This window comes from Candidatus Fokinia solitaria (assembly GCF_003072485.1).
Lineage (GTDB): Bacteria > Pseudomonadota > Alphaproteobacteria > Rickettsiales > Midichloriaceae > Fokinia > Fokinia solitaria.
Genome location: NZ_CP025989.1, coordinates 602,870 through 627,643 on the forward strand (window position 1 = coordinate 602,870; position 24,774 = coordinate 627,643).

At 34.9% G+C, this 24,774-nt stretch carries 22 protein-coding genes and 1 tRNA gene; 11 read left to right on the top strand and 12 right to left on the bottom strand.

Features of this window, described 5'->3' with window-relative positions; all coding sequences use genetic code 11:
* The 7 genes from Fsol_RS02715 to murJ form a co-directional block, all read right to left on the bottom strand.
* The gene (locus tag Fsol_RS02715; protein ID WP_158521630.1) at nucleotides 1-573 is read right to left on the bottom strand and encodes a phosphatidylglycerophosphatase A family protein; all 573 of its coding nucleotides are present in this window, start codon (nucleotides 571-573) and stop codon (nucleotides 1-3) included.
* Nucleotides 545-1,327, bottom strand: coding sequence for a type I methionyl aminopeptidase (map, locus tag Fsol_RS02720; protein WP_233485209.1), 783 nt, complete (start codon nucleotides 1,325-1,327; stop codon nucleotides 545-547). Before map ends, Fsol_RS02715 begins: the two co-directional genes overlap by 29 nt.
* A 1-nt stretch (nucleotide 1,328) precedes the next feature.
* Nucleotides 1,329-4,001 carry an alanine--tRNA ligase gene (gene alaS / locus Fsol_RS02725; protein ID WP_158521631.1) on the bottom strand — a complete coding sequence of 891 codons (2,673 nt, stop codon included), beginning with the start codon at nucleotides 3,999-4,001 and terminating at the stop codon, nucleotides 1,329-1,331.
* Between the two features lie 4 nt (nucleotides 4,002-4,005).
* Nucleotides 4,006-4,515, bottom strand: coding sequence for a translation initiation factor IF-3 (infC, locus tag Fsol_RS02730; RefSeq protein WP_108673359.1), 510 nt, complete (start codon nucleotides 4,513-4,515; stop codon nucleotides 4,006-4,008).
* A 104-nt stretch (nucleotides 4,516-4,619) separates the two neighbouring features.
* Entirely contained in the window at nucleotides 4,620-6,518 is a 1,899-nt protein-coding gene (locus Fsol_RS02735) for a PHA/PHB synthase family protein (protein ID WP_108673360.1), read from the bottom strand.
* 33 nt (nucleotides 6,519-6,551) lie between these two features.
* Nucleotides 6,552-7,559 (bottom strand): Holliday junction branch migration DNA helicase RuvB, encoded by a 1,008-nt coding sequence (gene ruvB, locus Fsol_RS02740; RefSeq protein WP_410519423.1) that lies wholly within the window; start codon nucleotides 7,557-7,559, stop codon nucleotides 6,552-6,554.
* Nucleotides 7,560-7,570: 11 nt separating this feature from the next.
* Nucleotides 7,571-9,094: a murein biosynthesis integral membrane protein MurJ gene (gene murJ, locus Fsol_RS02745; RefSeq protein WP_108673362.1), complete on the bottom strand. Its 1,524-nt coding sequence runs from the start codon at nucleotides 9,092-9,094 to the stop codon at nucleotides 7,571-7,573.
* A gap of 89 nt (nucleotides 9,095-9,183) precedes the next feature.
* Between murJ and Fsol_RS02750 the strand changes: the two genes are divergently transcribed.
* The 6 genes from Fsol_RS02750 to Fsol_RS02775 all read left to right on the top strand — a co-directional run bounded on the left by Fsol_RS02750 (nucleotide 9,184) and on the right by Fsol_RS02775 (nucleotide 13,840).
* On the top strand, nucleotides 9,184-10,323 hold the full coding sequence (locus Fsol_RS02750) for an FtsW/RodA/SpoVE family cell cycle protein (protein ID WP_145958124.1): 1,140 nt from the start codon (nucleotides 9,184-9,186) through the stop codon (nucleotides 10,321-10,323).
* A gap of 12 nt (nucleotides 10,324-10,335) precedes the next feature.
* Complete coding sequence (gene xseB, locus Fsol_RS02755; RefSeq protein WP_108673364.1) at nucleotides 10,336-10,818, top strand: exodeoxyribonuclease VII small subunit; 483 nt, start codon at nucleotides 10,336-10,338, stop codon at nucleotides 10,816-10,818.
* Nucleotide 10,819: 1 nt separating this feature from the next.
* Entirely contained in the window at nucleotides 10,820-12,034 is a 1,215-nt protein-coding gene (locus tag Fsol_RS02760) for a dicarboxylate/amino acid:cation symporter (protein WP_108673365.1), read from the top strand.
* Between the two features lie 135 nt (nucleotides 12,035-12,169).
* Nucleotides 12,170-12,245: transfer RNA gene (locus Fsol_RS02765), tRNA-Trp, on the top strand.
* A 25-nt stretch (nucleotides 12,246-12,270) separates the two neighbouring features.
* Nucleotides 12,271-12,825 carry a thioredoxin family protein gene (locus Fsol_RS02770; protein WP_108673366.1) on the top strand — a complete coding sequence of 185 codons (555 nt, stop codon included), beginning with the start codon at nucleotides 12,271-12,273 and terminating at the stop codon, nucleotides 12,823-12,825.
* Between the two features lie 598 nt (nucleotides 12,826-13,423).
* Nucleotides 13,424-13,840 carry a TraR/DksA family transcriptional regulator gene (locus Fsol_RS02775; RefSeq protein WP_108673367.1) on the top strand — a complete coding sequence of 139 codons (417 nt, stop codon included), beginning with the start codon at nucleotides 13,424-13,426 and terminating at the stop codon, nucleotides 13,838-13,840.
* 98 nt (nucleotides 13,841-13,938) lie between these two features.
* Here Fsol_RS02775 and Fsol_RS02780 read toward each other — a convergent pair whose 3' ends face one another.
* Nucleotides 13,939-15,498 carry a Mur ligase family protein gene (locus Fsol_RS02780; protein ID WP_108673368.1) on the bottom strand — a complete coding sequence of 520 codons (1,560 nt, stop codon included), beginning with the start codon at nucleotides 15,496-15,498 and terminating at the stop codon, nucleotides 13,939-13,941.
* Nucleotides 15,499-15,694: 196 nt separating this feature from the next.
* Here Fsol_RS02780 and Fsol_RS02785 point away from each other — a divergent pair, with 196 nt between their 5' ends.
* The gene (locus Fsol_RS02785) at nucleotides 15,695-16,747 is read left to right on the top strand and encodes a hypothetical protein (RefSeq protein ID WP_108673369.1); all 1,053 of its coding nucleotides are present in this window, start codon (nucleotides 15,695-15,697) and stop codon (nucleotides 16,745-16,747) included.
* An 83-nt stretch (nucleotides 16,748-16,830) separates the two neighbouring features.
* Here the strand turns inward: Fsol_RS02785 and Fsol_RS02790 are convergent, their stop codons facing one another.
* Complete coding sequence (locus Fsol_RS02790) at nucleotides 16,831-17,871, bottom strand: hypothetical protein (RefSeq protein WP_108673370.1); 1,041 nt, start codon at nucleotides 17,869-17,871, stop codon at nucleotides 16,831-16,833.
* Nucleotides 17,872-18,029: 158 nt separating this feature from the next.
* Between Fsol_RS02790 and atpB the strand changes: the two genes are divergently transcribed.
* The 4 genes from atpB to thrS all read left to right on the top strand — a co-directional run bounded on the left by atpB (nucleotide 18,030) and on the right by thrS (nucleotide 21,485).
* Nucleotides 18,030-18,833, top strand: a complete 804-nt coding sequence (gene atpB / locus Fsol_RS02795; RefSeq protein WP_108673371.1) for a F0F1 ATP synthase subunit A — start codon at nucleotides 18,030-18,032, stop codon at nucleotides 18,831-18,833.
* An 86-nt stretch (nucleotides 18,834-18,919) separates the two neighbouring features.
* Nucleotides 18,920-19,234 carry a 30S ribosomal protein S10 gene (gene rpsJ, locus Fsol_RS02800; RefSeq protein WP_108673372.1) on the top strand — a complete coding sequence of 105 codons (315 nt, stop codon included), beginning with the start codon at nucleotides 18,920-18,922 and terminating at the stop codon, nucleotides 19,232-19,234.
* Between the two features lie 64 nt (nucleotides 19,235-19,298).
* Nucleotides 19,299-19,511: a hypothetical protein gene (locus Fsol_RS02805; RefSeq protein WP_145958125.1), complete on the top strand. Its 213-nt coding sequence runs from the start codon at nucleotides 19,299-19,301 to the stop codon at nucleotides 19,509-19,511.
* Between the two features lie 51 nt (nucleotides 19,512-19,562).
* Nucleotides 19,563-21,485 (top strand): threonine--tRNA ligase, encoded by a 1,923-nt coding sequence (thrS, locus tag Fsol_RS02810; protein WP_108673374.1) that lies wholly within the window; start codon nucleotides 19,563-19,565, stop codon nucleotides 21,483-21,485.
* A gap of 103 nt (nucleotides 21,486-21,588) precedes the next feature.
* Here thrS and Fsol_RS03805 read toward each other — a convergent pair whose 3' ends face one another.
* The 3 genes from Fsol_RS03805 to der form a co-directional block, all read right to left on the bottom strand.
* Nucleotides 21,589-21,711, bottom strand: coding sequence for a hypothetical protein (locus tag Fsol_RS03805; protein ID WP_267895678.1), 123 nt, complete (start codon nucleotides 21,709-21,711; stop codon nucleotides 21,589-21,591).
* Nucleotides 21,712-22,025: 314 nt separating this feature from the next.
* Nucleotides 22,026-23,162, bottom strand: coding sequence for a coiled-coil domain-containing protein (locus Fsol_RS02815; protein WP_145958126.1), 1,137 nt, complete (start codon nucleotides 23,160-23,162; stop codon nucleotides 22,026-22,028).
* 151 nt (nucleotides 23,163-23,313) lie between these two features.
* Complete coding sequence (gene der, locus Fsol_RS02820) at nucleotides 23,314-24,726, bottom strand: ribosome biogenesis GTPase Der (protein WP_108673376.1); 1,413 nt, start codon at nucleotides 24,724-24,726, stop codon at nucleotides 23,314-23,316.
* Nucleotides 24,727-24,774: the final 48 nt, after the last annotated feature.

Genomic DNA, 24,774 nt, shown 5'->3' on the forward strand with positions numbered 1-24,774 from the left:
TCAGAACAACAACTCTAAACAATATCTAGTCATTAGCACAATCAATCCTGCATAAATACCGGCAATAACATCGTCGAACATTATACCAAATGCGCTATGCATATTTGCGTCTATCTTACGTATTGGAAATGGCTTCGCAATATCAAAGATTCTAAACAATATAAAAGCAGGAATAAACTCAGCAAAATATGCATCTACTATTTCAATAGCAAACTTTGTACGTAAAAAGATTAGATCTTGAGAACAGATTGACAAGCATACCGTTATGCCAAGCACTTCATCTATCACTATAAAACTCGCATCAGCTTTTTCATTATGAATCTTGCCGTAATTTTTCCAAAAAGTAATAGATAGCAATCCTATTATAAAAATGAATACGCTTATTTCAAACAGTACCACTGCAATTCTCCAATAATCACAGTTCATCCTTACAATAGCGTATATCGGAAATCCTATTAAAGTGCCGATTGTACCACTTGCAATAGGGAAATATCCGACGCCAAAACAAGTATTTAGAACAATAGCGGCTTTATAAGCTATTCTTTTACAAGTTAAAAAAATTACTCTTTTCATTATCCGAACGTGTGAAAATTTTACATCCATTTTTTGTTACGCCTATAGTATGCTCAAACTGTGCGGATAATGTACGATCTTTAGTAATTACCGTCCATCCATCCTTCATCAAAGCAGTTTCAGCTTTACCAACGTTAAGCATCGGCTCAATTGTGATGCACATCCCTTCTTCTAATATCACCTGTGCTGCATCTTCGCAGTAGTAATGAGGCACTATAGGAGCATCATGAAATACACGTCCTATACCATGACCACAATACTCATGAACAACTGAGTATCCGTATTTTTTCGCCTCTTCTTGAATAACCGTTCCTATATCAGAAAGCTTTATACCAGATCTTACAACGCTTATTCCTTTCATCATTGCATTATACGTCACTTGTGTAAGTCTTTTTGCGATAACAGGGACAGCATCGCTTACAAAATATGTACGACTTGCGTCAGCATACCAACCATCCAGTATTATTGTGATATCCACATTCAGTATATCTGTAGCTTGTAGTCTCTTATCTCTTGATGGAATACCATGACAAACGACATGATTTACTGAAGTGCACACGGATTTCGGAAAACCGTTATACCCTAAGGAAGCCGATTTTGCGCCCGCAGCTGCAATTCTTTCAACACAAAAATCATCAATATCAGCTGTAGAAATACCACTTTTTATAAAATCACTCAACTCATCCAATATAGATGCTACCAATTTGCCAGCTTTCTCCATATATTCGAAATCTACAAGAGAATATTTATTCATTCTATGATCTATATAATTCAACAAAACAATCTAATAATCGACGAGAAGTAAAACGAGTTTCTATATTACCTATAGTAGCGGTAAATGCATTACCTCCCCCTTTACCTCCTGTAATATCAAGCATCTCATCAGCAATATCTTTAGCGGTAACGCTATTTTCTAGAGAAATCGCAAATACATCTAAGAGTGCAATATTTGAAGCTACGTTATACTGATATATCAAAAATATCTTTGGAAGAACATTACATGCGTTTAATCTCTTCTTTATTTCTCTTGCAGCTTCAGATAGTGCAACTTTAGAAGGCCCTTCTATGCATACAGCATAAATATATGCACTGATTGCGCCAGAAAACACAAACTCTTGTTCGCTAACATCAGCTTTATTTATAATTTCCTTTACTCGAAGAGTATTAACTTCCTTTTCTAGAGATTTATAATCACATTGCAAAGCCTTTACTCTATCCGATAATTCATCAGCTTTACACTTCAGAAGTAGCGCGCTTGTTTTAACAATTTCATCAAATGTACTAAACAAATTAAATGCAGACTCAGCTGTCACGCATTCAATCCTTCTAATACCGGATGCAACTGCAGATTCTCCAACTATTTTAAAGATTCCTATTTCTCCAGTACTATTCACGTGTGTTCCACAGCACAATTCTGCAGAACTACCAATTCGAACAACTCTCACTTCATCACCATATAGCTCTTCTGCTAAACTCAAGACACCATCCTGCATAGCAGTATTATAATCAGTATTTGTGATTATAACCGTGAGATTCTCTCTTATTACAGCATTGACTCTTGTTTCTATCATCAATCTTTGTTCATTGGAAAGCGGCACATCTGATGCAAAATCAAATCTCAATCTTTCGGATGTTACAGATGAACCTTTTTGAACAATGTGCGTACCAAGTATATCACGCATTACTTTTTGCATAATATGAGTGGCAGAATGATTTGCAGCGATCTTTTTTCTTCTTACATAATTTACTGAAAGTACCGCAGTATCAGCATTACTTAGAATGTCATATATCCCTTCTCGAGGCGCTAATACATGTCCTATTACATCAGAAATTACAATCGTGTTTATAATTGCCAATTTCTCTCCATTAATTATGACATAGCCACTATCTCCCGTTTGTCCACCGGACTCCGGATAAAACGGAGTAGCGTCAAAAACTACAATATAAGATTCTTTATCTACTATCTTGTGATAGCCTATAATCTTCGCTGTATATAAGTCTTCATCAGATGTTACTTGATAGCACATCATTTCAGATATGTGACCACTCTCTTTTAACTTCAACATAAAGTGCTCGACATCAGTATTTTGACTATCTCCAAAACTTGAGTTGATTTTAGATCTCTGTTTCTGCTGCAAAAGTAGTAATTCAAATCTCTCTTCCTCTACCTGCATATTGTGCTCTTTCGCAGTATCTTTTATTATGTCGTACGGAAAGCCATATGTATCATGTAGCTGAAACACCACATCTCCACTTAGCACGTTTTGCTCTCCTGCAGGAAGCTTTAAGAGATGCTCTTGCAGTATTCGCATGCCTACGGTAAGAGTCGTACCGAAACGCTCTTCTTCTTTTCTGATATCAACGGAAATTTGCGGATTATACGTAACAGTACACACTTCGCTCATTCTGTTCATCACCACTACAGCGACAATATCAAGTATAGGCTCTTTAATACCATGCATATACAAATATCTCATTGCTCTTCTGATAATTCGCCTCAATACGTAACCACGTCCTTCATTCGATACAGAAACATTATCGTACATCATAAAACACGCCGCTCTCATATGATCTGCAACTATCTTCAGCATACGTTTTGATTCAAGAGGAAGTTGATGCCAATCACTATAGCGCTCAAAGTAACCTATATCTCGTATTGCTGCGAAAATGCCATCGATAATATCCAAGAAAATATCTATATGAAAGTTGTCCGTAACACCCTGCAATGCCGCTGCTAATCTTTCTACACCTATGCCAGTATCAATACATTTCTTCGGCAACTCTATCAACTTTCCATCACATAACTTCTCATATTGCATAAAAACTAAACTCCATATCTCGACGAAACGATCTCCATCGACTCCGTATTCAGAGATTGAGTAATTAAATTCTTCTCCATTATCATAAAAAATATCCATACAAGGACCGCAAGGACCATCATTTCCCATCGACCAAAAATTATCATTACTTTTGATTTTTAATATCTTACTCTCTGAGAAATTCGTAATTTTTCTACATAAATCGAATGCTTCTTCATCATCATGGTATACAGATATCATCAACTTATTTTTATTTATCCCTAGCTCTTCCAAAAACTTCCAAGCATACAGTATAGCTTCTTCCTTGAAATAATTATCGAATGAAAAATTTCCAAGCATCTGAAAAAATGTATGATGTCTTGTAGTGTATCCTACATTTTCCAAATCATTATGCTTCCCCCCTGCTCTAACACATCTCTGACAAGTTGCTACACTTTTATATAATGGCTCTTCCGCTCTCGTAAACCATTTCTTGAATTGCACCATGCCAGAGTTTACAAACATCATGGATGGATCGTTCTGTAACACGAGAGGACTAGAGTCTAGTATCTTATGATCTAAATTTTCAAAAAAAGATAAAAAACGATCTATCAGTTCTTTTGTTTTCATAAGTCTACTTCGATGAGGAAAGAATAAGTAACAACCTTCTTCCTTCCGCCTTAACATCAGAATCGATTTTAGAGTATTCCTTTAGATCCGCTTTCAAGCGATCTAAAAGCTTCATTCCAAGATCTTTATACATAATCTCACGCCCTTTAAATTCAAGTATAATCTTCACCTTTTGAGAATCTTGAAGAAAACGAATAGCATTATTCAGTTTTACATCATAATCTCCTTTTGCAATATTAGGACGAAATTTGATCTCTTTGATTTCGACAAATTTTTGTTTTTTCTTCGTTTCCTGTAGCTTTTTCTGCTGTGCATACTTGTACTTGCCAAAATCTATTATCTTGCATACTGGTGGATCCATATTCGGAGATATCTCAACTAAATCCATTCCTGCATTTTGCGCCATTCTTAGTGCTTTTATTAAGTCAAATCTGCCAAGCAGCACTCCATCGACACCAACTACTGCAACAACAGGAGCAGTAATCTGCTCATTAATTTTATTATTAACACTCATTTAAATCGATCTGCGGAAAATCAATGATAGAAAAAAGAGTACAAAGAATCATACAATATATCATACTCCTCATAAAGCAATAACTGCACTCATGATATACGACATCACTTTTGTTGTACATAATTACCGGGCGCACAACATATTTTCAATTTATCAATTGCACTAATTTCTTCTGCTGTGGTTTTTTCACCATTAAGCTTATTATCATTAAGCCATTGAGTCAAATCCTCCCACCATGAACAATTAAATTTTGTCGCACTTTTACTCCAAAGATCAGGATCGCTATAATATTTATCGCAAACAAAGTATCCATACTTCTTCTTATGAGGAGGATTTACTATGCCAGCTACATGTCCTGATTCTGTCAGTACGAAACGACTCATTGCATTACTAGAACATAGTGAATGAGTCTTATGTACCGCTTTCCAAGGAGCTATATGATCCTCTTTTGCGGCAAGATTATATACAGGAATTGATATCTTATTTATATCTATATCAGTGTTCATACATGAGTAAGTACCTTTTACCAATTCATTATTTTGGTAAAAGCGTCGAAGATAATTTTTATGCATTTTAAACGGTAAACGAGTGCAATCAGCATTCCAGTACAGTATATCAAAAGCTGAAGGCTGCTTACCTAACATGTAATTATTTACGTAATAATACCATAACATATCATTAGCCTTAAGCATACTAAACGTACTAAACATCGCATTACCATCCAAGTATCCCTTTTTATTCATGTGCTTTTCTATCTCATTCAAGATCTGATTGTCTATGAAAACAGATACTTCTCCAGAATCTGAAAAATCAAGTAATGTAGTTAGAAGAGTAAGAGAATTAATTGGATTTTCTTGCTGAAGCTCCATATACGCCGCTACCACTGCAGATATAATACCACCTAAACAATATCCTATAAGATTAATTTTTGCCTGCCCTGTAATTTCTTTTACCTTGCTTATCGCTTCCATTGCGCCATTTTTTATATAATCTTCCAAATCGACATCTCTATATGATGCATCAGGATTGATCCAAGAAATTACAAAAACGGTATAACCTTGCTCCACTAAGTACGAAATAAATGAATTTTTCTGCTGTAAATCGAGTATATAGTATTTATTAATCCATGCAGTACATATGAGAATTGGCACTGTAAAAACTGCTTCAGTTTTCGGATAATATCTAAGTAATTCAAACATTTTATTTTGAAATACTACCACTCCTTTTGTATAAGCAATATTCTCTCCTACTTTAAACGCACCCTCAGGCACTGTACTAATCTGCACCCAAAAATCATCGTGTTTTTCTACATCATGTAAAAGATTCTTAGCGCCGTTTTTTAAATTCTCTCCTAGCGTACTTGCAATACTCTCAAGGATCTCTTGATTGTAAGATGCAAAGTTAGTAGGACGAAAAGTAAGTATCGTCTGCTTATAACAGAATTTCAAAAACTTCAACTCTTGAGTGGTAATCGTATTAGCTGCATTAGAAGATTTTTGTAAATTTTCATAATTTTCTACTGTTTTTACAATACTATTCGATATCTTATCATATGCTTCCAATATATCCCTAGAAGCTTTAGAATTGTTATCTTTGGAAAAGTCGCTAATATCAAACGGAGAATTGTATATATTAAGGTAGTGCTCTAGAAAATACTTGTAAGATTCACTCACATAGCCATGCACATGTGGATGTAACTGCGCGCTGTAAAATGCAACATTTTCCGGCATCATCCAAAATTTTCCATTTATAGCTATAAACTTCTCGTAAAACACACTTCCGATATCCATCATGAGGGAGTTTTTACTTAATTTCGTAAGTAATTTTACAAAAGCATAACTGTATAACAAAGATGATTGATACAGATTATTTTGAAGAGTTGAGATATTACAACAATTTTCGAGAGATTTCAGAGAATTCTGCAAAAAGAACATGTAGTCCGCGCCGCGGCGATCAATACTGCTAAGGATAGTGTATTCTGTGTTAGTAAAATATGCAAGCATATAAAAATCAGCTTGCGCTGCATTAATAACAATTTACAACGTATTAAGCGATTCAAAATACTTTATACCTTCAAAAGTAGCAATCCGACCTCTAGGAGTTTTAGTAATAAAGCCTATTTGTATCAAGTATGGTTCTATATCATCTTCTACAGTGTCTACGGATTCGGAAAGAGCTGTCGCTATACTTTCAATACCTATAGGAGTACCACGACAATACTTTATAAGGTACGTCATATATTTGTAATCCAAGCTATCTAATCCTATATGATCAACTTTCAAAGCTGATAATGCGTCTTTTACCATATCGCAAGATATTGCAACACTGATGCCATTTTTTATCTCGCACAAATCTCTTATCCTCCTTAATAACCTTATTGAGATTCTTGGAGTACCACGCGAAGCATTTGCTATAGCTTTGCATCCATCTTTCTCTATCATCATACCAAGCCGACATGATGTGTTTTTTACAATCAATTCCAATTCTTCTACAGGATAAAAATCCAATTTTAGCGGAATACCAAATCTATCTTTTAAGGGCTTTGTCAGCATTCCCGTGCGAGTCGTTGCACCAATAAATGTGAAACGCGGTATTTGCATCCTATAAGATTTTGCGGTAGGACCATCTCCTATAATGAGATCTATATAAAAAGACTCAAGCGCAGAGTATAAAACTTCCTCCACACTTTTGTTCATTCTGTGTATTTCATCCACGAATAATACTTCATTGGCTTTTAGATTAGTCAATATAGCAGCAAGTTCTCCTACTTTATTTATCAAAGGGCCAGACATTGCTTTGATATTCACATCCAGCTCATTTGCAATAATGTGAGATAATGTAGTTTTCCCTAAACCAGGAGGACCATATATCAGTATATGATCTAAGGGCTCTCCTCTGTTTCTAGCAGCCTGTATGAAGATCTGCAGATTTTCCATATTGCTCGCCTGTCCAACAAAGTCTTTTAAATACTTAGGGCGCGTTGCAAATTCTCCTGTACTATCCTGCGCACTTGAGTTACGCACTGGAAAAGTCACTTCATTAATACCGCTTTTCTTCATAACAAAAACTTACGAAAGAAGACAGTCACTATTTCTACTTTCATAATTCTCATCAAAACAAAGTAGAAACATGCGAGGAGAAAAATAGAAAAACATAATGCTAGCAGATTATCTATAACATAGATACTTTTCAACATCAGTATAGCAATACCAAAAATTACACCACACAGAAACAGTTTTGAACATTCCTTGAAAAAATGCTTACCGATACTGATATAATCCTTCTTCAGTGAATAACAAAATAATATTATTACTTCTACTACTGAAGAGATCGGAGAAGACATTATCGCTGCTTTCTCATTATAAAATGGAGATAGCAAAGTTATCATCACTATCTGTACAGCAATACCTACCAACGCTACTACCACCGGCATCACAGTATTATGCATGGCATAAAATATTGTAATAAGCAGCCTTACCATAATCGCTGGTAGTACTATAAAGGAAAGTACTTTTAACATCAGTCCTGAATGTAATATCGAATTCTCATCAAAGGCACCATAACCTAAAAGATATCTTATTAACTCTGTACTAAAGAAATAAATGCCTATGGCAGATGAAACACCAAGTGCAATGCTCCAAATCATTCCTCTTTCTATAAGCAGAGACATACTTTTACTAGTGCATTGCCTTTTCTCGGAGAGTGCATTCGGTATTAGTGGTAATATAATTGTACCAAGAGTAGTACCAATTAACGCTATAGGAAGCTGTACGATTCTATCGGCAAAATAAAAATACGAGATCGAATTTTGATAACGAGATAAGTAAAACATCGTGATGTAACAACTTACTTGTCGCAACATCGCATATGCTATATTACGAAAAAATTTCGTACGAAAGATACTAAGACACTGATGTAAAGGCATAGAGTAAGATAAGTTTACACCTTTCTTTTTAAGCCAATACCGCATCCAAATGAATTCCAGAAAACCCCCTAATACTACAGTATACGCAAGATATCGTAATGCTGACTTTAGCTCATGATCATATAGCATAATCAAATATAAAACAGCTATAAGTACGAGATTTAATATTATTGGCGTAAAGGGGTAATATTGGTAAAATTTCATAGAATTAAGAATACCACCGTAAAAACAAGCCAGAGACATGAAGAACAGATATATAAAAACTATTCTTGCAGTGCTAACCGTTGCTACGCAGGCATTAGAGTTATTACAAAGTCCAGGAGATAGAATCTTGATTATTGATGGCATCAGTATCTCATGCAGCGACAATACAACAATTGAAATGAATATTAATATAAAATGAAGCTGCCCTAACAATCTCTCTTCTCCATCAATACGTCTTTTTCTGATATCGCTTAAAGTCGGAATTAGTGCATTATTAAACGCACCATCACCTAATATACTTCTCCAAAAAAACGGCAATCTTAGTGCTAATATAAATACATCACTTATAAAACCTATTCCTACTACTGTACCTAAACAATAATCTCTAAAATAACCTATAATACGTGAAAGAAATGTTATACTTCCTAGCTTTAGTGCGCGACCAAACATCCTTTTTTACTTGAAAAACTCTACTTCTCATTATATAAAACTTACTATACTTCGTCAGTGTATTTAAGTCGAGTAAAGAGCACAATAGCGTGAGTAATAGACATCTCAAAAGTGACATACTGTCAACGAAATTACCATCTATGGATTATCTCACGGTAGTAGTGACATTTATATTGTGCGGAATAGGATTATTGCTTCTCAGCACTGCAAGTCCAGCAAGTACACAGAGATTAAGCATCTCTGAACCGTTTCACTTCTTTCATAGACAGCTTGTCTTCACACTCATAGGCTTTGTGGTACTCTTTGCAACTGCATTCGCAAACAGGACATTTTATACAAAAGTAGCTTATGTGTGCTTTATAATAGGAGTAGCGTTATTACTTGCAGTGCTCGTTTTCGGTGAAGTTGTGAACGGCTCTAAAAGATGGCTTAACATCTTAGGCTTTTCCATACAACCGACAGAACTTTTGAAGCCGTTTTACGTTATTGTGATAGCACGTCTTATGTCAAAGGATGACTTTGTAGACAATGCTCATTACGTCTTTCTATTTCATGCAGTAATAGCACTATTGATAGTGGTGCAACCGGATTTTGGTATGGCAATGACGTTTACTGCAGTATTTTTCATGCAGCTGCTATGTTCTAATTTATCTTTTTCCTCCTTAACGAGATATATACTACTTACATCATCCATACTGCCTTTGGCGTACATCACTCTTCCTCATGTAAGAAAAAGAGTAGCATTATTTTTACGTCCTAATACAGATCAGTTATCGCTTGGATATCAATCTACAAAATCGATGCTGTCATATATAAAAGGTAGCTGGTTCGGCTCAGGGCTTGGAGAAGGAAAAATCAAATATCAACTACCGGATTCTCATACTGATTATATATTTGCAGTAGCGGCTGAGGAATTCGGTGCAATCTTATGTTGTGTAGTCGTAATGCTTTACGCAATCGTAGTAACAAGAGGTATGATAAAAGCAATACGCTCTACAGATAAATTTTGCATGCTAGTCATTATAGGATGCATCGGATATATCGCATTTCAATCAATATTTAATATATCTGTTACACTTTCAATATTACCTAGTAAAGGTATGACATTACCTTTGATTAGTTATGGCGGTTCAGCTATGATTGGAACATGCGTTTTACTTGGCACTTATCTTAATTACTCAAAGCAGATAATATCCAAGAAAAGAATAAATGCGCATATTCACATGTAAGGATACTAAGAAATGAATGAGAAAGACACTCTCTTGAAGTTTCAAAATAATCTTCAAGAACTATCCGATCTTACTAAAGAATTGGACAAAGAAGGTACTCCTCTCTCTCGTATCATAGAACTTTATGAGAAAGGAACAAAGTTATGTAATGAATGTTACATTCTTTTCGAAAGCGCAAAAAAAATCGTAGAAACACTCCAAAATGCTCAACAAGTCGATATAACTTCCGAAACGAAGGCGTTCTCTTTCGAAAAAGCATATAAGAAAATAGAGGAAATATCACAAGAAAGTACCGATAAACTTGGAGAAGCTTTCGAGAAAGCACGCATGGTACGTGAATTAAAAGCACACTGTGATAACTTGTTAAGCGCTATGAAGGTAAAAATACTCGAGATAAAATCAGATGATGGCTCAACTACCGTAAAAAAATCTGACCTGCAGGATAAATATCTTCAAAATTATAGCAACGATACAGATAACGAATATCCGCTTTAACATGGCATGCTGTAAAAAAATTAAAAACAGCAGTGCGCTTTTGTTTTTAGCCGCTTTACTGCTTGGAATACTAGCTGGCATTACTCGTATTGATTATGCACTTACGATCTCGGAAGTAGTCGCTGAAATATTCATGCGAATCTTCAAGTGTCTCAGCATACCCGTGATTTGTACTGTACTAATCTCAACTATTACCAACATAGACAGCACAACAGCAAAAAGACTCACAATTCGCGTAGTATCATACTCTGTCATTACGACATTACTCTCCGCACTTGTAGCATTGACACTGTATACCATTATTATGAAGCCGCAACATCATAATGAAATAACTACAGAAAGTATCAATATAGGGAGTAGTACTACATATTCACAGCATATTATAAATAGTTTTCCTTCGCACATATACGCACCATTTATAGAATATAACGTTGTTGGTGCATTAATCATTGCGCTCGCATTTGGTTTCGGCATCAAAATCTTTGAGAGAAGTAACGGAAGCAGCACTATAAAGAACGTCATTAATGATATAAAAGACGTATTCATGATTATTACGAGATGGCTCATAAATATCTTACCTATAGGAGTATTCGCCTTTACAACATTGGCAGTTGTCAAATTTAACGTAAGCGATGTCAATGACGGAATAGCTAGATACATAGGAGTAGTGGTAGGCGCTAACTTAGTACAGGGATTTCTGATATTACCTGCGTTATTAATATTTCATAGAATATCACCACTAACAACGTTAAAAAATTCAACTTTAGCTCTATCTACCGCATTTTTTTCAAAATCCTCTAGCGGCACTTTGCCTATTACGATGCAAGTAGCAGAAGATAAATTAGGTATAAGTAATGCTGTCAGTAAGTTCATATTACCACTATGTACAAGCATTAACATGAACGGATGTGCTGCTTTTATATTTACCACGACAATATTTATCATGGAAAGTAACGGCATTCACATTTCTTTTTCAGAAATGATGCTTTGGGCTATGATAGCTACAGTAGCAGCAATAGGAAATGCAGGTATACCAATGGGATGCTTTTTCCTAAGCTTCAGTTTGTTGTCAAGTATGAATCTCGATATCTCATTACTCAGCGTTATATTACCGCTTTACACGATATTCGATATGATAGAAACTGCACTAAACGTTTGGTCGGACATTTGTATCACAAAAATCATAGATACAAAAGATAGAATAATAAGCGCTTAATAGATCTCATTATTTATATGAAGTTTTGCGTTATTTTTTTCGCATATAAATTTATAAGATAGAATGTATTGCTTTTTCTTGTCATAATGTATAGTTATTTGATACATGCGCTGTGCGTGTTTGTCGTACAGCAAGAGGAGTGTAGCTCAATAGGTAGAGCGTCGGTCTCCAAAACCGAAGGTTGGGGGTTCGAAACCTCTCGCTCCTGCCAATATTCTATTGATTGTTTTTAAAATATGGCAGTTACGTCCTCTACAATATTGAATTCTCAAATAGCGCACGATTTCATGCTTCCAGCAACTAACGGGAAGATATACGGACTCAATGATATAGCTTTGAGAAAAGGCTTCGTGATAGCTTTTATATGCAATCATTGTCCATATGTGAAGTCCATCATAGAAAAACTAGTAGTACTTGATAGAGATTTGGCAGATATAGATATCGGCCTCGCTTGCATCAATTCAAATGATGAAATTGAATATCCTGAAGATTCGTTTGATATGATGAAAAAGTTCGTAGATGAACACAGTATAAGCTTTCCGTATTTACGCGATCAGGATCAAGAAGTTGCGAAAAGGTATGGCGCTGTATGCACTCCGGATTTCTTCGGATACAATGCAGATAGAATGCTTGTTTATAAAGGACGTTTAGATGCTTCTCAAAAAAATAATATACACGATGCAGAGAGAGAGTTGTTTAATGCAATGTGGGAAGTAGCGCAAAGCGGCAATTTTACGGGCGTTCAGAATGCAAGTATAGGCTGTTCAATAAAGTGGAAAAAGAGTACATGAACTATTTAACTTTTAATACTACTCTAAATTTCATCTTTTAAATTCTTGTGTCGTGATAGTACAAAACTACGTATTTCCTTACTTCTTCCAACATTATAGTACGTAGCGCTACAGTTAATCATTTCTGATACAGTTGTTTTATCGGTTTTTTCGCCATAGTACTAATTTCGCTACAATACTACTATAAGAGAACACACTCTGTTCTTCTCAAAATTACAATAACCAAAGTATCAAGGTTATTTGATATTCTTGTAATGAAAAATCTTTCATTAAAGATATTCATATAACATTTTCAAAATTCAACTCTTAGTCACAAGCAGCGCACGCTCTTCTAAAAAGTAATCTTTTACTCATGCATTGCATATCGACGCAATACCTTCGAAAAATAAAGTTAAAAAATTATATATATCTGCTTTCAGCATAACGAAAAAAATATCACCGTGATATCATAGTGATATGATTTTTAGAACATTTTTGCACGATTATTAGTAGCAAATATTACATATATTTTTTTTAATTTGCCTTGAAATAGTCTTCTTTTTATTGTAGAAAGAACTGAACAATTTTGAATCATACACAATTATGCGTTTATAGTAGCATGTTATCACATACAGAGATTATGAAGTACGCTTCTTCGCTGAAGGGTGAAGATTACATGAATGAAATACAGATCGCCTTTTTTAAAAAGGTACTACTGAAATTGAAAGAAGATGCATTATCTCAACGCTCTGATAATTTTTTACAAAATAGAATATCAAATTCATGCACCGTCATTACAGCAAGTAACTCTTTAATCGCAGAAATAAATTTGGCATTAGATAGAATAAATGACAAAAGTTATGGTTATTGTTGTAAAAGTGGCCAAGAGATTGGATTAGAACGTTTACTGGCAAATCCTCTCGCCACTCTCACAATAGAAGAGCAAGAAAAAGCAGAAAAAAGTCCTAAAAATAATGTTAAGCACTATACTGCAGTGCAATTCAGCCACGCATTACATGAAGTAGAAGAAGAATAGTAGCTATATTAATTACAGTATTACTGTTTATCAAAAGAAGTAGCATTATATCTATAGTGCGATTATAAGAAATTCCATCATATTCTATTACAAATAAGTTAACTATCTCTTAACATATTATTACATTTTAGCACTTCTTCTGCATCACTTGTAACTAATTTATTATTTATTTTATACTCGTCACACCCTTGACCAGCTATAACAAGTATATCGTTTTTACCTAATAACTCAAATCCGTACTTTATTGCTTCTTGTCTATCCGCTATGGAAATGCCATTCACACAACTCGTCATTATTTCTCTTCTGATATCATCAGGCTTCTCCGAGCGCGGATTATCGTCTGTAATGATACAAATATCGGCATGTTCGTGACAGACTCGTCCTATAACACTTCTTTTCATTCGATCTCTATCACCTCCGCATCCAAACACTATAATAACTTTAGAGTTTTCATTAAAATTGCTATCGCACATTATAAAATTCTTCACTTCAAGTAATAGAGTTAGCATAGCGTTTGCGGTATGTGCATAATCTACTATTACAACAGAATTAGTGTCATGCTTCGTGCAAATCACTTCATATCTTCCGGACGGCACGATGATGTTTTGAATATTTTTTGCCGCAACATTAATCAATTCTATCAATTCATCATGCTTAAAAAATGCACTTATCAGCATACCGAACGCACACGCTATGTTTCGTATTTGAAATAGCGGTAAAAAGTGATGTGTAAAATGTACTACATGATTATGTGACTTTACGTTCTTTATGTTAAATATGACATCTTTTCCAATATGAAATTCTTCAATGGTAATATCAGATTCTTCATTTTGTCCATAAGTGATATATCTACTCTTATCAGCACGAAGAAACTGAAGTATCTCAGGATAACATTCTATATCTCTGCTAAATACTACACATCTATCAGTATTTTTTACAAAGGTTTTTAAAAAACTTGCTTTAGTAGCAAAGTACTCTTCAACTGTGTGATGGTAATCTAAATGATCTGAAGTGACATTTGTTAGCCCTATTGCTTCAAACACTACCTCATTTACTCGCGACTGTGCAATTGCATGGCTTGAAACTTCTAACGTTGCATATTGAATGCCGCTTGCACTCAAATCATAGAGTATCTTGTGCAAAGTAAAAGCATCTGGTGTTGTGAGAGAGCTTACATCATTCTCATAAAAGTCTTGCATGGTAAATTTTGATATCTCTGGATGAAATTCGAATATCTTTACACCTATAGAACCTATGTATCCTACTTTTAAAAATTTTGTAGCTAAGATCTGCGCTAAAAAGATACAAGTAGATGTTTTTCCGTCGGTACCTGTAACACCAAACATTTTAGGTTGAATGTGATTATGAAGGCATGCAGCAATTTTGGATTTCGTTTCGTATATATTTTTAGAAATATATATAAATATCTCATTAAGGACGTCAATATTCATTAATTTATTAATGAACTTTTCAAACTCAATAATATTTAGAGGATTACTTATAATAACATATTGTGATGCCAAAATACGCTCAAAAGCTTCATTATTTCTGCTTTCTTCTGTACTATACTGAAAGAAATAAATGCTATCATAAGTACTACCGTTATTTTTTATTGTTGCTATAATTTCTTCTTCGTCACATATAATATGCGTGTTCATTTTTAACTTCTAACTAAACAGCGTTCGTTTTTCACTGTTATGCTAGCACTTGAAATGCAAAATGTCATGACTTCCGTGCTTATAGTGTATCAGTATCTACTAGAGGCATAATATAAAGTTTATAAGTGTGTTAAATTTTATAAATTATAGTACAAATATATCAAAGAGTGCACTGTCACATCTCTTCAAAGCACTCATGATAGATCGGGTGCCTGGTACAATATTAATAGAAGTTGAGCATCTTTACAGTCTTAGCATTGGACTTAAGCTATCTATTCTCATCTTATCTGAAATTCTCAAAGGAAAGGAGAAGCATACGCTAGAGCTTATGATATCTCACTTTCTGAATAATTTCGGATTCTTCTTTGACGAGAATGAATTAAACAATCTTTTAAATCATCCTGATTTAATGGTCATTAGTAGTACGTACTCCAATAAACAGTGCACTCCTAAAGCGATCGAAAGTATATCAATGGAAGATGTCAAGCAAGCAGAACACTTTATGTCTCTTACACAGTATGGCAAGAAAAAGGTACTGCTTCTTCACGATATTTCAACGATGAGCATTAGCGCCGCAAATGCGCTTTTAAAAACTCTGGAAGATGTGCCACGCGATGCCATAATATTGATGACTGTATCTAAACGTACAATGGTACAAGAAACGATACTGTCTCGATGCATCATTTTCAAACTCGCTACTGCACCACTAAAGGAGGTAAAAAACTCCGTAGATGCTAGTACATTTGAGAAAATCGAAGTGATATTCAAGCTGTGCGAAAAAGATCTAAATTCTGTGAATGATGTTATGTCTCTTTTACGCAAAGAACATAGTATAGGATATGCAGGCACTATGGCTAAGAATATCATATTCGCTATGGATACATACTCTGAAAATGATAGTGCTACTCTTTTACAAAAAACAAAGACACTACTACATTTACTACAACAATTTACTAGATCTACAAAAGTTGAAAAGAGCGTTGAGGAAGAGAAGATATTGCAGAAATCAATATTATTTTTCACTCATGAAATATTGATACAGTTCTCATGCAAGCTATTTCACAATACAAAAACAGAAGTGGATTACATACAGCAAATGCAGAACTTCAAAATCTCCAAACTACTGAGTAGCTACACTTCTATTTTGAATTTGAACTATAAGCACTTAGATAGACATACGCTACTACACGTTATAGCAAATAAGTGCGTGCAAATACTGAATGAATTGCTGCAAATTGTAAAAGCGTGAAGGAAAGCGATAGTAAACATCTTTTTGATGCTACTACCATCCTCCTTCACAGCTTACATCTCGCTTCTATATGGTTATCCGTTTTAGAATGAATAACCTATTCCGAACACGATCATAGGATGCTCTTCATTTTCAAGAGTGAAGTTTTTAACACCTACTACTGCTCTACTGGTATCGATATTAAAAAGCTGACCTTTTTGTGTAATCTGAAAACTGTTTCCTACAGAGGAGCAAGTACCATCAGGCTGTATTCCATAGTAAGAAAGCGATGGATCGAATTCTACCCGCCCTACAGACTGTTTAAAAGCAATCATTGACTGCTCAACAGGCAATGCATTTTCCAAGTGTAAGGTAAGTACTCCAAGAGAGAGTATCAAACCACTAGAAAATCTTGCTTGCATCCCTACTGCATAACTCCAGTATGGTGAAATTTGCCCTTTAGACGTAGGACTATTGTATGATGGACTAATACTTTTTGCTTGTATTACACTATTTCCCGCATTTGTAACATTTTCACACTCTGCATCAGAGTATAATTTGCCATATATGGTAGTTTCTTCAAATCTTGAAGTCATTGTAGTACCATGAAATTTGAGGTAAGTGCTTGCTATCCCTGCACTAAACTGCGCATACGGTCCAAACGCATATTCACGATTCTTCGTAAGATATAACATGGACAGTCTGCTGTTTAATCCATATTGCGCCTCGTATAACGCAAAACTCAAATAATCAGATTCTGGAGAACTGTATCGCAATGCTCCTTCAGCGCCAAGTCCAAGTACAATCCTAAAATTTTGATTTTTGGCAATGAAGTTATATCGTCCTGCAAGAGTGACATATACTTGCGATGTATTGCTTAATTCTACTCTTTCCTGTTTGAAAGATGGAAAAGAATTATTCGTGTAGTAGTACTGTGGCTCATATTTCGCAGTAGTCATAGTACCTTTGACTGTATCGTTCGTGGAGAATTTTGTACCAAACATGGCTTCTATTTCCGTTTTCCCTAGCAAACTTTCCGCTCCTTCCTTGACTTTCTCTTCTCCACCGTAATACCTTTTGTTTATCGCTGTCTCGATAATGAGTGGATCAGATGCTTGAGAAGTAGCAAAGGATGTACTTTGCATCAACAGAAAGCAGCTAGAACATTGAAAGGATATAAGTGCTAATTTACTTACGTATCTCATACGTATAACATGTTAGTTAAAATTATTCGTAGATAATATTGCTATACGAGGAAAAGTAAATAACGACTTGCAGTCGGTAACTATTATGAATTATCACAATGGAACTTTTTGATTTTTTGAAAACTACTTCGCTTTATGCATTTCAAGTTTGTGGTTTTGAAATACACTTTACATCGCTTGCACTTTCTATGTTTATAAGTGTCTTTTTCATTATCATTGCACTTGGTACTTACGTATTTCCGACAAAGAAAACGACTGTATCGAAGGATGATTTTAAGAGTAGCGCCGCTCTAAAAGAATGGGAAAAGAGAAAAATGAGAAAATTCATACCGAACTATCCTCAAATAATGTGCGAAGCCATGTATGAATTTGTGGAAGAGATAGCAAAAGGCACCGTAGGTGAAGAAGATACGAAAAAGTTCATAAGTATTGGAATCACATTGTTCACATTCATACTTTTTTGCAACGCACTCGGTATATTTCATTCTATCTCTCCCGTTACAAGTAATTTCTTGATTAACTCATATATCAGTGTCTTTCTATTCATCTCAACTACTGCAGTAGGAATGTTTAGAAACGGATTAAAATTCGGTCGTTTGTTCTTACCTAAAAACGTGCCACTACTGCTTGCACCACTGCTTTTTCTAATAGAGTTTTTTACTTATTTTACGCGTCCCATCACTCTCGCTTTAAGACTTGCTGCAAATGTTATCGCAGGTCATATTATCACCGGAGTTGCAGTAAATGTTGTAGCATCTGCAGATACTGCGCTGAAAATACTACCATTTTCAGGAGTAATACTCCTTAACGGATTTGAGATTTTCGTAGCTGTACTACAGGCGTATATATTCACCATGCTGTCTTTTGTGTACTTAGGTACCGTAAAGAATGCAGATCATTAAAGTCATAAAAACTTGTACTTGATATTACTGCGCAAAATGCTATAAAGTATGGCTGTAAATCGTCTATTAATAAAAACGGCTTCGGAATGACATTGCGTAGAATTAGGATAGCATTAAAGTCCTTTGATGAAACGTTAATACAGAGAGCATCAATGCAGATAATTTCTTCTGCACAGTCCAGCGGTGCTTCAGTTAAAGGACCAATACCTCTACCAACAAGAAAGAAGATATTCACAGTTAATAGATCTCCTCATGTAGATAAAAAATCTAGAGAGCAGTTCGAATTAAGTTGTCATAAGAGGATGTGTGATATATACGTTACTTCAGAAGCTATTACAGGATTGATGGATGCTTTTAAAGCTCTTGAACTACCTGCGGGAGTTGAGGTCTTCATTAAGTGATTTTTTTTTGTTTTGCAGAGTGATTAGTATTTTCATAGTAACACAGTGTGCTTTGGTTATCGCAATGCTGTTCATTACTATACTCATTTCCAATTCTGATAATTCCGGAGAGTTAGGTGTGAGTGCTTACGGCGGTAAAGAGCAGGAAATGAGTGGAGTAACTAAAATAATGATGGTTTTAGGATGCACCTTCATGTTGAATACACTGTTAATTGCTAAACTATCTATGGTATCCGCTCCAAGTAATGCTTATGAGAGAGACTTTGATGAGATGTAGTTTATACGCTATCTACAATAGTCTTCTTCTTGTTATGAATAGAGCTGGATTATGATAACGTTTTGTGGCGCATCTGTTACTCTCTCTGAAGGTATTCGCAGTGGATTATCTATTCTTTCAGAGTATCTACCACAGAGAAAGAATGATGTAATAGCTATCTTGATAAACGGCATGCCGTCAGATCTTACCTCTATTGTTCATGATGGTGATATCGTGGACGTGATAGAAAAACACCAACAAGCGGGGCTTGATATTATCAGGCATGACACAGCACATATTCTCGCTGAAGCTGTGAAAATCCTATATGAAGATGCAAAAATCGCTATAGGTCCCGTAATATCTGATGGATTCTATTATGACATAGATCTGCCATTTTCTATATCTATAGATGATCTGCATAAAATAGAACAAGAAATGCATCGCATCATCAAGAAAAATCAGCCATTTATCAGAGAGTGCAGTACCGTGGATCATGCAATTTCAATCTTTCAACATCTAAAAGAGGATTATAAAGTAGAGATAATTAAGAATATTCAGGGAGAGTTGTCGCTTTATAGACATGGTGAATTTGTAGATTTATGTAGAGGCCCTCATGGAAATAACACTTCACATCTTGGACATTTCAAGCTTTTATCGGTATCTGGCGCATATTGGAGGGGAGATAGCAAAAATAAGATGTTACAAAGAATCTATGGTACAGCATGGGATACTGCTGAAAAACTAAATGAGTATCTCACTTTAATAGATGAGCAGAAAAAAAGAGATCATAGAAAAATTGGAAAAGAAATGGAGCTTTTTCATTTATGTGAAGAATCTCCTGGTATGGTGTTTTGGCATCATGACGGCTGGAAGATATTTCAAGTATTACTTCAGTATATGAGAAGTATGAACACTTCTCACGGATATGAAGAAATTAGCACACCGGAATTATTGAGTAGTGTAATATGGCAAAAATCGGGACACTGGGATAAATTTCGTCAAAATATGTTTATTGCAAATGGCGTAGATGACGAACTGTCATATGCCGTCAAGCCAATGAGTTGTCCAGGATGTATAGAGGTCTTCAAACATAAATTCGAAGGAGTGGTAAGCTATAGAGAACTACCAAAAAGAGTAGCAGAATTCGGCAAAGTACATCGATTTGAGAGTCATGGCTCTCTACTTGGCTTAATGCGCACTAGAGCATTTACTCAAGACGATGCGCATATATTTTGTACTAACGATAATATATTAGATGAAGCTATAGCTGTGTGTAAATTTGCGCTTCAAGTTTATCGCGATTGTGGATTTCACACTGATGATTTACAGTTCAAACTCTCAGATCGGCCAAATTTAAGAGTAGGTAGCGATGAAAGTTGGGATGTAGCAGAAAAGTCGCTATCTCAAGCACTCGATAATATGGGTGTAGAGTATTCAATAAATAAAGGAGAAGGAGCATTTTATGGACCTAAGATAGAGTTTGTGCTAAAAGACTGCATGAAGCGAGAATGGCAGCTAGGTACGTTACAAGTAGATTTAAATCTTGGCATGAGACTAGGTGCAGTATATGTCGATAGTAATGGAGAAAGGAAACATCCTATTATATTGCATAGAGCAATTTTCGGTTCTTTTGAGAGATTTATTGGAATACTACTCGAGCATTATGCTGGTAAATTACCTTTGTGGATGGCGCCAGTACACGTTTCTGTAATATGCGTAAGTGAAAAATTTTCTCATACAGCTAAAGAAGTAGCAAATCAATTAATTGATGGAGGGATAAGAATCATACTTGATGTTAGCGATGAAACAGTAGGATATAAGATCAGACGAAGCATGCTACGAAAAGTACCATATGTTGTTGTTATAGGAGAAAAAGAAATGCAAAGTGGTTTAATAGGCTTAGAGAATCCATATACAAAAGAAAAAGAGATGATGCTTGTTGAAGAATGTAAAAAGCGATTATGTGATTTGATAGCGCATAATGTCAAAAAATAATCTTGAGTTTCGAGAACATCACGGTATTTGCACGCATTTCGGAAAAGCGGTACTTCTTTGATTATCTTCATCCTTCTCTATACTCTTTTTGAGGATAGCGCATTTACTCAGAATAAAGATAAAAGTAGTTTTTTATCTTCTCAATTACACCATAATCACTACTATAATTCGCATCTATGGTAGCTTTATAAAATACAATAAAATCTTCAAAACTTACTTTTTGCATTGTCATCTACTAATTTCTATCAATAGCTTAGGTATAAGTTTTTTTATCTTCACAGAATATCAAGTATATCACTGCTTTATTAATAAAAGTGTAATAGCCTAGCTACGATAACTATCAGAGATACCTTTATCTGTCGTCAAAAGTGCAGAAAAACTCTCGGTAGATAGCATTATAATGACCTTTCATTTTTACATATCGCCATCTTATAATTGCGCTGCATGCTCTACAAATCATTGTATAATATCGTAGCTTGCTCATTCATAAGCAAGAAAACGATATTACCATAGCATAATCTTCAGTTTATTAACTTTATTTTACTTCCTTATAAATGGCTTACGATCTACAGGCTCGATTCGCGTAGAAGAAGTATTATACATAATTTCTCCCATATCCTCTAAACCTCTGCGTATCTCTGAAAGCTTTTTTCTTACAATATGCGCTCTATTTTTTCTTATATCATCCAGCACGGTATGAACTTTTTTCACAAAATGTTTTAATTTTTCTTTAATACTATTCAAAGCATTAATTAAGGTATTTTTCCCTAATGCACTTGATTTTGTTTCTTTTCCAATTAGCTCATCCACTGCTGTATTAAGCGATTTTATTACGTCATCTTGGCGTATTTTTGCTTTTTGATCTACTTTCTCGTTCAAAATCTCCCCGTTTTTTCGTATCTTTTCATTGGCATTTTCTTCTAACATATGTAAGAGACCAACTTTTTCACCTAAAGCTTTACCATCATTATACGCAGCAGCACGTATACCACGATTCTTTTGCAATTGTTCTTTCTGCTTTTCGGTTAATTCTTTCTTTACTCTATTTTTGCGCGCTTCTTCTCTAGCGTCCGATGCTAGTGCTAGTTCTTGCTGAGATAGCTTAGGAGAAAGTATTTCATTCATTCTTTTTTTATCATGCAGAATGGAGTTTATTTCATGCAATAAGATAAGATCTTCATCTACATTGCCTAGATCAGTCTTTGCATTCATATATAAATGCTCTTTAAGATCGCCAGTTCTTTCTCGTGTTTTTACCCCTTTACTCCAATCTCTTCTCCTTTCTTCTAGCGAATTCATCGTTTTTGCTATATTTTCATCAGAATTAGCGATATCGTTTTGCTCTTCCTGCATCTCAAAGGCTTGTCTTCTATTTTTCAGTATCGCTCTTTCCATTCCTCTTTGCGATTCTCTAAGTTCTGCTCTTAATTTGTTTCTTTTTTCTATTGCATTTTTCGTTCTTTCACTTAATTTTTCTGCTTTTTGCTCGAATACTTCTTTACTGTTACTTAATTTCTCTACTACTTCATGCGTCAATGTATCATCTTCTAATCCTCGAATAGCATTTTGATATTGAGAGATTAGTTTATCCGTCGATTCAGCTAATTCTATCGCGCTTTGAAATAAATCACTTTTCTGTGTAGATTCGTTCGATAAGGTACTTTTTGTATTATTCATTGTTTTAAAAAAATATGTTTTACTCATTACAAAGATACATAAATTTTATATAAAAAGAATGAAATATGCAATAATTTTATAATAAAGCGTAGTTATATTTTATATAATAAAAACTTTTATCAAAGAACAAGACGATATATTGTATAATATCTTAATATTTCCTTAAGTGAGTTGTATACGGATTTTCATTTACAGAGAGTACTATACTCACAGGATTGCCAGTAAGTTCAAGTTTTGAAGCTACTACATTTCTTATCTCCTGCACCTTATACAACGGAGGTTTTTTATTAACAAAAACTTTGAATGTGATATCTTTCTCATATGCAATACACTTTATTCTTCCAGTTCTGTTACCTTCAATTCTCCAGGTAATACAAGATAAAAATGGCATCAATTTTCGATTAAGGAAACTAGTAGCAAATTTTCTCTTTCTCACATCAGCAACTGCTAATACATAATCAAATAACTCTTTTCTGATCCCTTTAGAATATAAAGCTGAAGTAAATAGTACTACAGGCAAAACCAATACATTCACTTTTTCTCGCATTATGAAATGAACTTCTTCTTGCAGTCTTTTCGCGTCACTTACCAAATCCATTTTATTTACCACTATAATCAAGCCTTTTTTTTCTTTTGCACAAAGCTGTATAATTCTCAGATCTTGAACTTCAAATAACTTCTCTGATTCTATAACTACTACAACAATATCTACTTCTCTTACCGTCGCAATACTTTGAAATACAGAAGCTTTTTCTATGCTTTCCTCAATATTTGCCTTTCTTCTCATCCCTGCAGTATCATTCAATTCCATCAATATGTCGATTCCATTAACCGTCACCGACATCTCATCAGATACGGTATCTCTTGTGGTATGCGATACAGCTGATGTTATGGAGCGCTGTGTTTTCAATATATTATTGAAAAGTGTAGATTTGCCGACATTTGGCCTACCTACGATAGCAATTTTGCATCGACGAGATAAATGAATATCATCAGCATCTTGGACTTGAGCTACATCACTCGATACCACTTCATCACATGATAAACCGCATCGTTGCATTACATCACTCAGCACGCGCGATAACGTCGCAAATCCGTGTCGATGCAAGCTTGAAATCGGAATAACAATATCGAAGTACGGTATATAAGAAAAATCTACATTATGAATACCGCCGATATCAGACTTATTTACAACGACTATGACATGCTTTTTCATACGATATAATAGCGTTGCAATCTCCGCATCAACGACATTAGTACTACTCGTACCATCTATCATAAATAACACAATATCTGCCTCATCTATCGCTTTTAAACATTTAGCAATAATTGTTTTATCCAATTCTCTCCTCTCATTTTCTGCTTCTGATACATAGTATCCTGGCGCATCTAGTAGCACGAACTGCAAAGCATCTAAAACTACCTTATACTTTCTGATGTCACGTGTTACGAATAGCGTATCATGAACAATAGCAAGCTTTCTACGACATAAAGCATTAAAAAGTGTAGATTTGCCGACATTTGATCTGCCTACGATGGCAACTTTAGGTAGTGCAGAGTTCATCTTTTAAATCATACGAAATGCGCAAAACTGCAAAACAATAAGTTGCAG

Coding starts and splice junctions, on each gene's coding strand:
- thrS (WP_108673374.1), top strand. CDS start 19,563: ATGATAACGTTTTGTGGCGCATCTGTTACTCTCTCTGAAGGTATTCGC.
- Fsol_RS02805 (WP_145958125.1), top strand. CDS start 19,299: ATGCTGTTCATTACTATACTCATTTCCAATTCTGATAATTCCGGAGAG.
- Fsol_RS02815 (WP_145958126.1), bottom strand. CDS start 23,162: ATGAATAATACAAAAAGTACCTTATCGAACGAATCTACACAGAAAAGT.
- Fsol_RS02790 (WP_108673370.1), bottom strand. CDS start 17,871: ATGCAAAGTACATCCTTTGCTACTTCTCAAGCATCTGATCCACTCATT.
- Fsol_RS02735 (WP_108673360.1), bottom strand. CDS start 6,518: ATGCTTGCATATTTTACTAACACAGAATACACTATCCTTAGCAGTATT.
- alaS (WP_158521631.1), bottom strand. CDS start 4,001: ATGAAAACAAAAGAACTGATAGATCGTTTTTTATCTTTTTTTGAAAAT.
- atpB (WP_108673371.1), top strand. CDS start 18,030: ATGGAACTTTTTGATTTTTTGAAAACTACTTCGCTTTATGCATTTCAA.
- Fsol_RS02785 (WP_108673369.1), top strand. CDS start 15,695: ATGATAGATCGGGTGCCTGGTACAATATTAATAGAAGTTGAGCATCTT.
- Fsol_RS02715 (WP_158521630.1), bottom strand. CDS start 573: ATGAAAAGAGTAATTTTTTTAACTTGTAAAAGAATAGCTTATAAAGCC.
- Fsol_RS02760 (WP_108673365.1), top strand. CDS start 10,820: ATGGCATGCTGTAAAAAAATTAAAAACAGCAGTGCGCTTTTGTTTTTA.
- map (WP_233485209.1), bottom strand. CDS start 1,327: ATGAATAAATATTCTCTTGTAGATTTCGAATATATGGAGAAAGCTGGC.
- xseB (WP_108673364.1), top strand. CDS start 10,336: ATGAATGAGAAAGACACTCTCTTGAAGTTTCAAAATAATCTTCAAGAA.
- Fsol_RS02775 (WP_108673367.1), top strand. CDS start 13,424: ATGTTATCACATACAGAGATTATGAAGTACGCTTCTTCGCTGAAGGGT.
- Fsol_RS03805 (WP_267895678.1), bottom strand. CDS start 21,711: ATGCAAAAAGTAAGTTTTGAAGATTTTATTGTATTTTATAAAGCTACC.
- infC (WP_108673359.1), bottom strand. CDS start 4,515: ATGAGTGTTAATAATAAAATTAATGAGCAGATTACTGCTCCTGTTGTT.
- murJ (WP_108673362.1), bottom strand. CDS start 9,094: ATGTTTGGTCGCGCACTAAAGCTAGGAAGTATAACATTTCTTTCACGT.
- Fsol_RS02770 (WP_108673366.1), top strand. CDS start 12,271: ATGGCAGTTACGTCCTCTACAATATTGAATTCTCAAATAGCGCACGAT.
- der (WP_108673376.1), bottom strand. CDS start 24,726: ATGAACTCTGCACTACCTAAAGTTGCCATCGTAGGCAGATCAAATGTC.
- Fsol_RS02780 (WP_108673368.1), bottom strand. CDS start 15,498: ATGAACACGCATATTATATGTGACGAAGAAGAAATTATAGCAACAATA.
- rpsJ (WP_108673372.1), top strand. CDS start 18,920: ATGACATTGCGTAGAATTAGGATAGCATTAAAGTCCTTTGATGAAACG.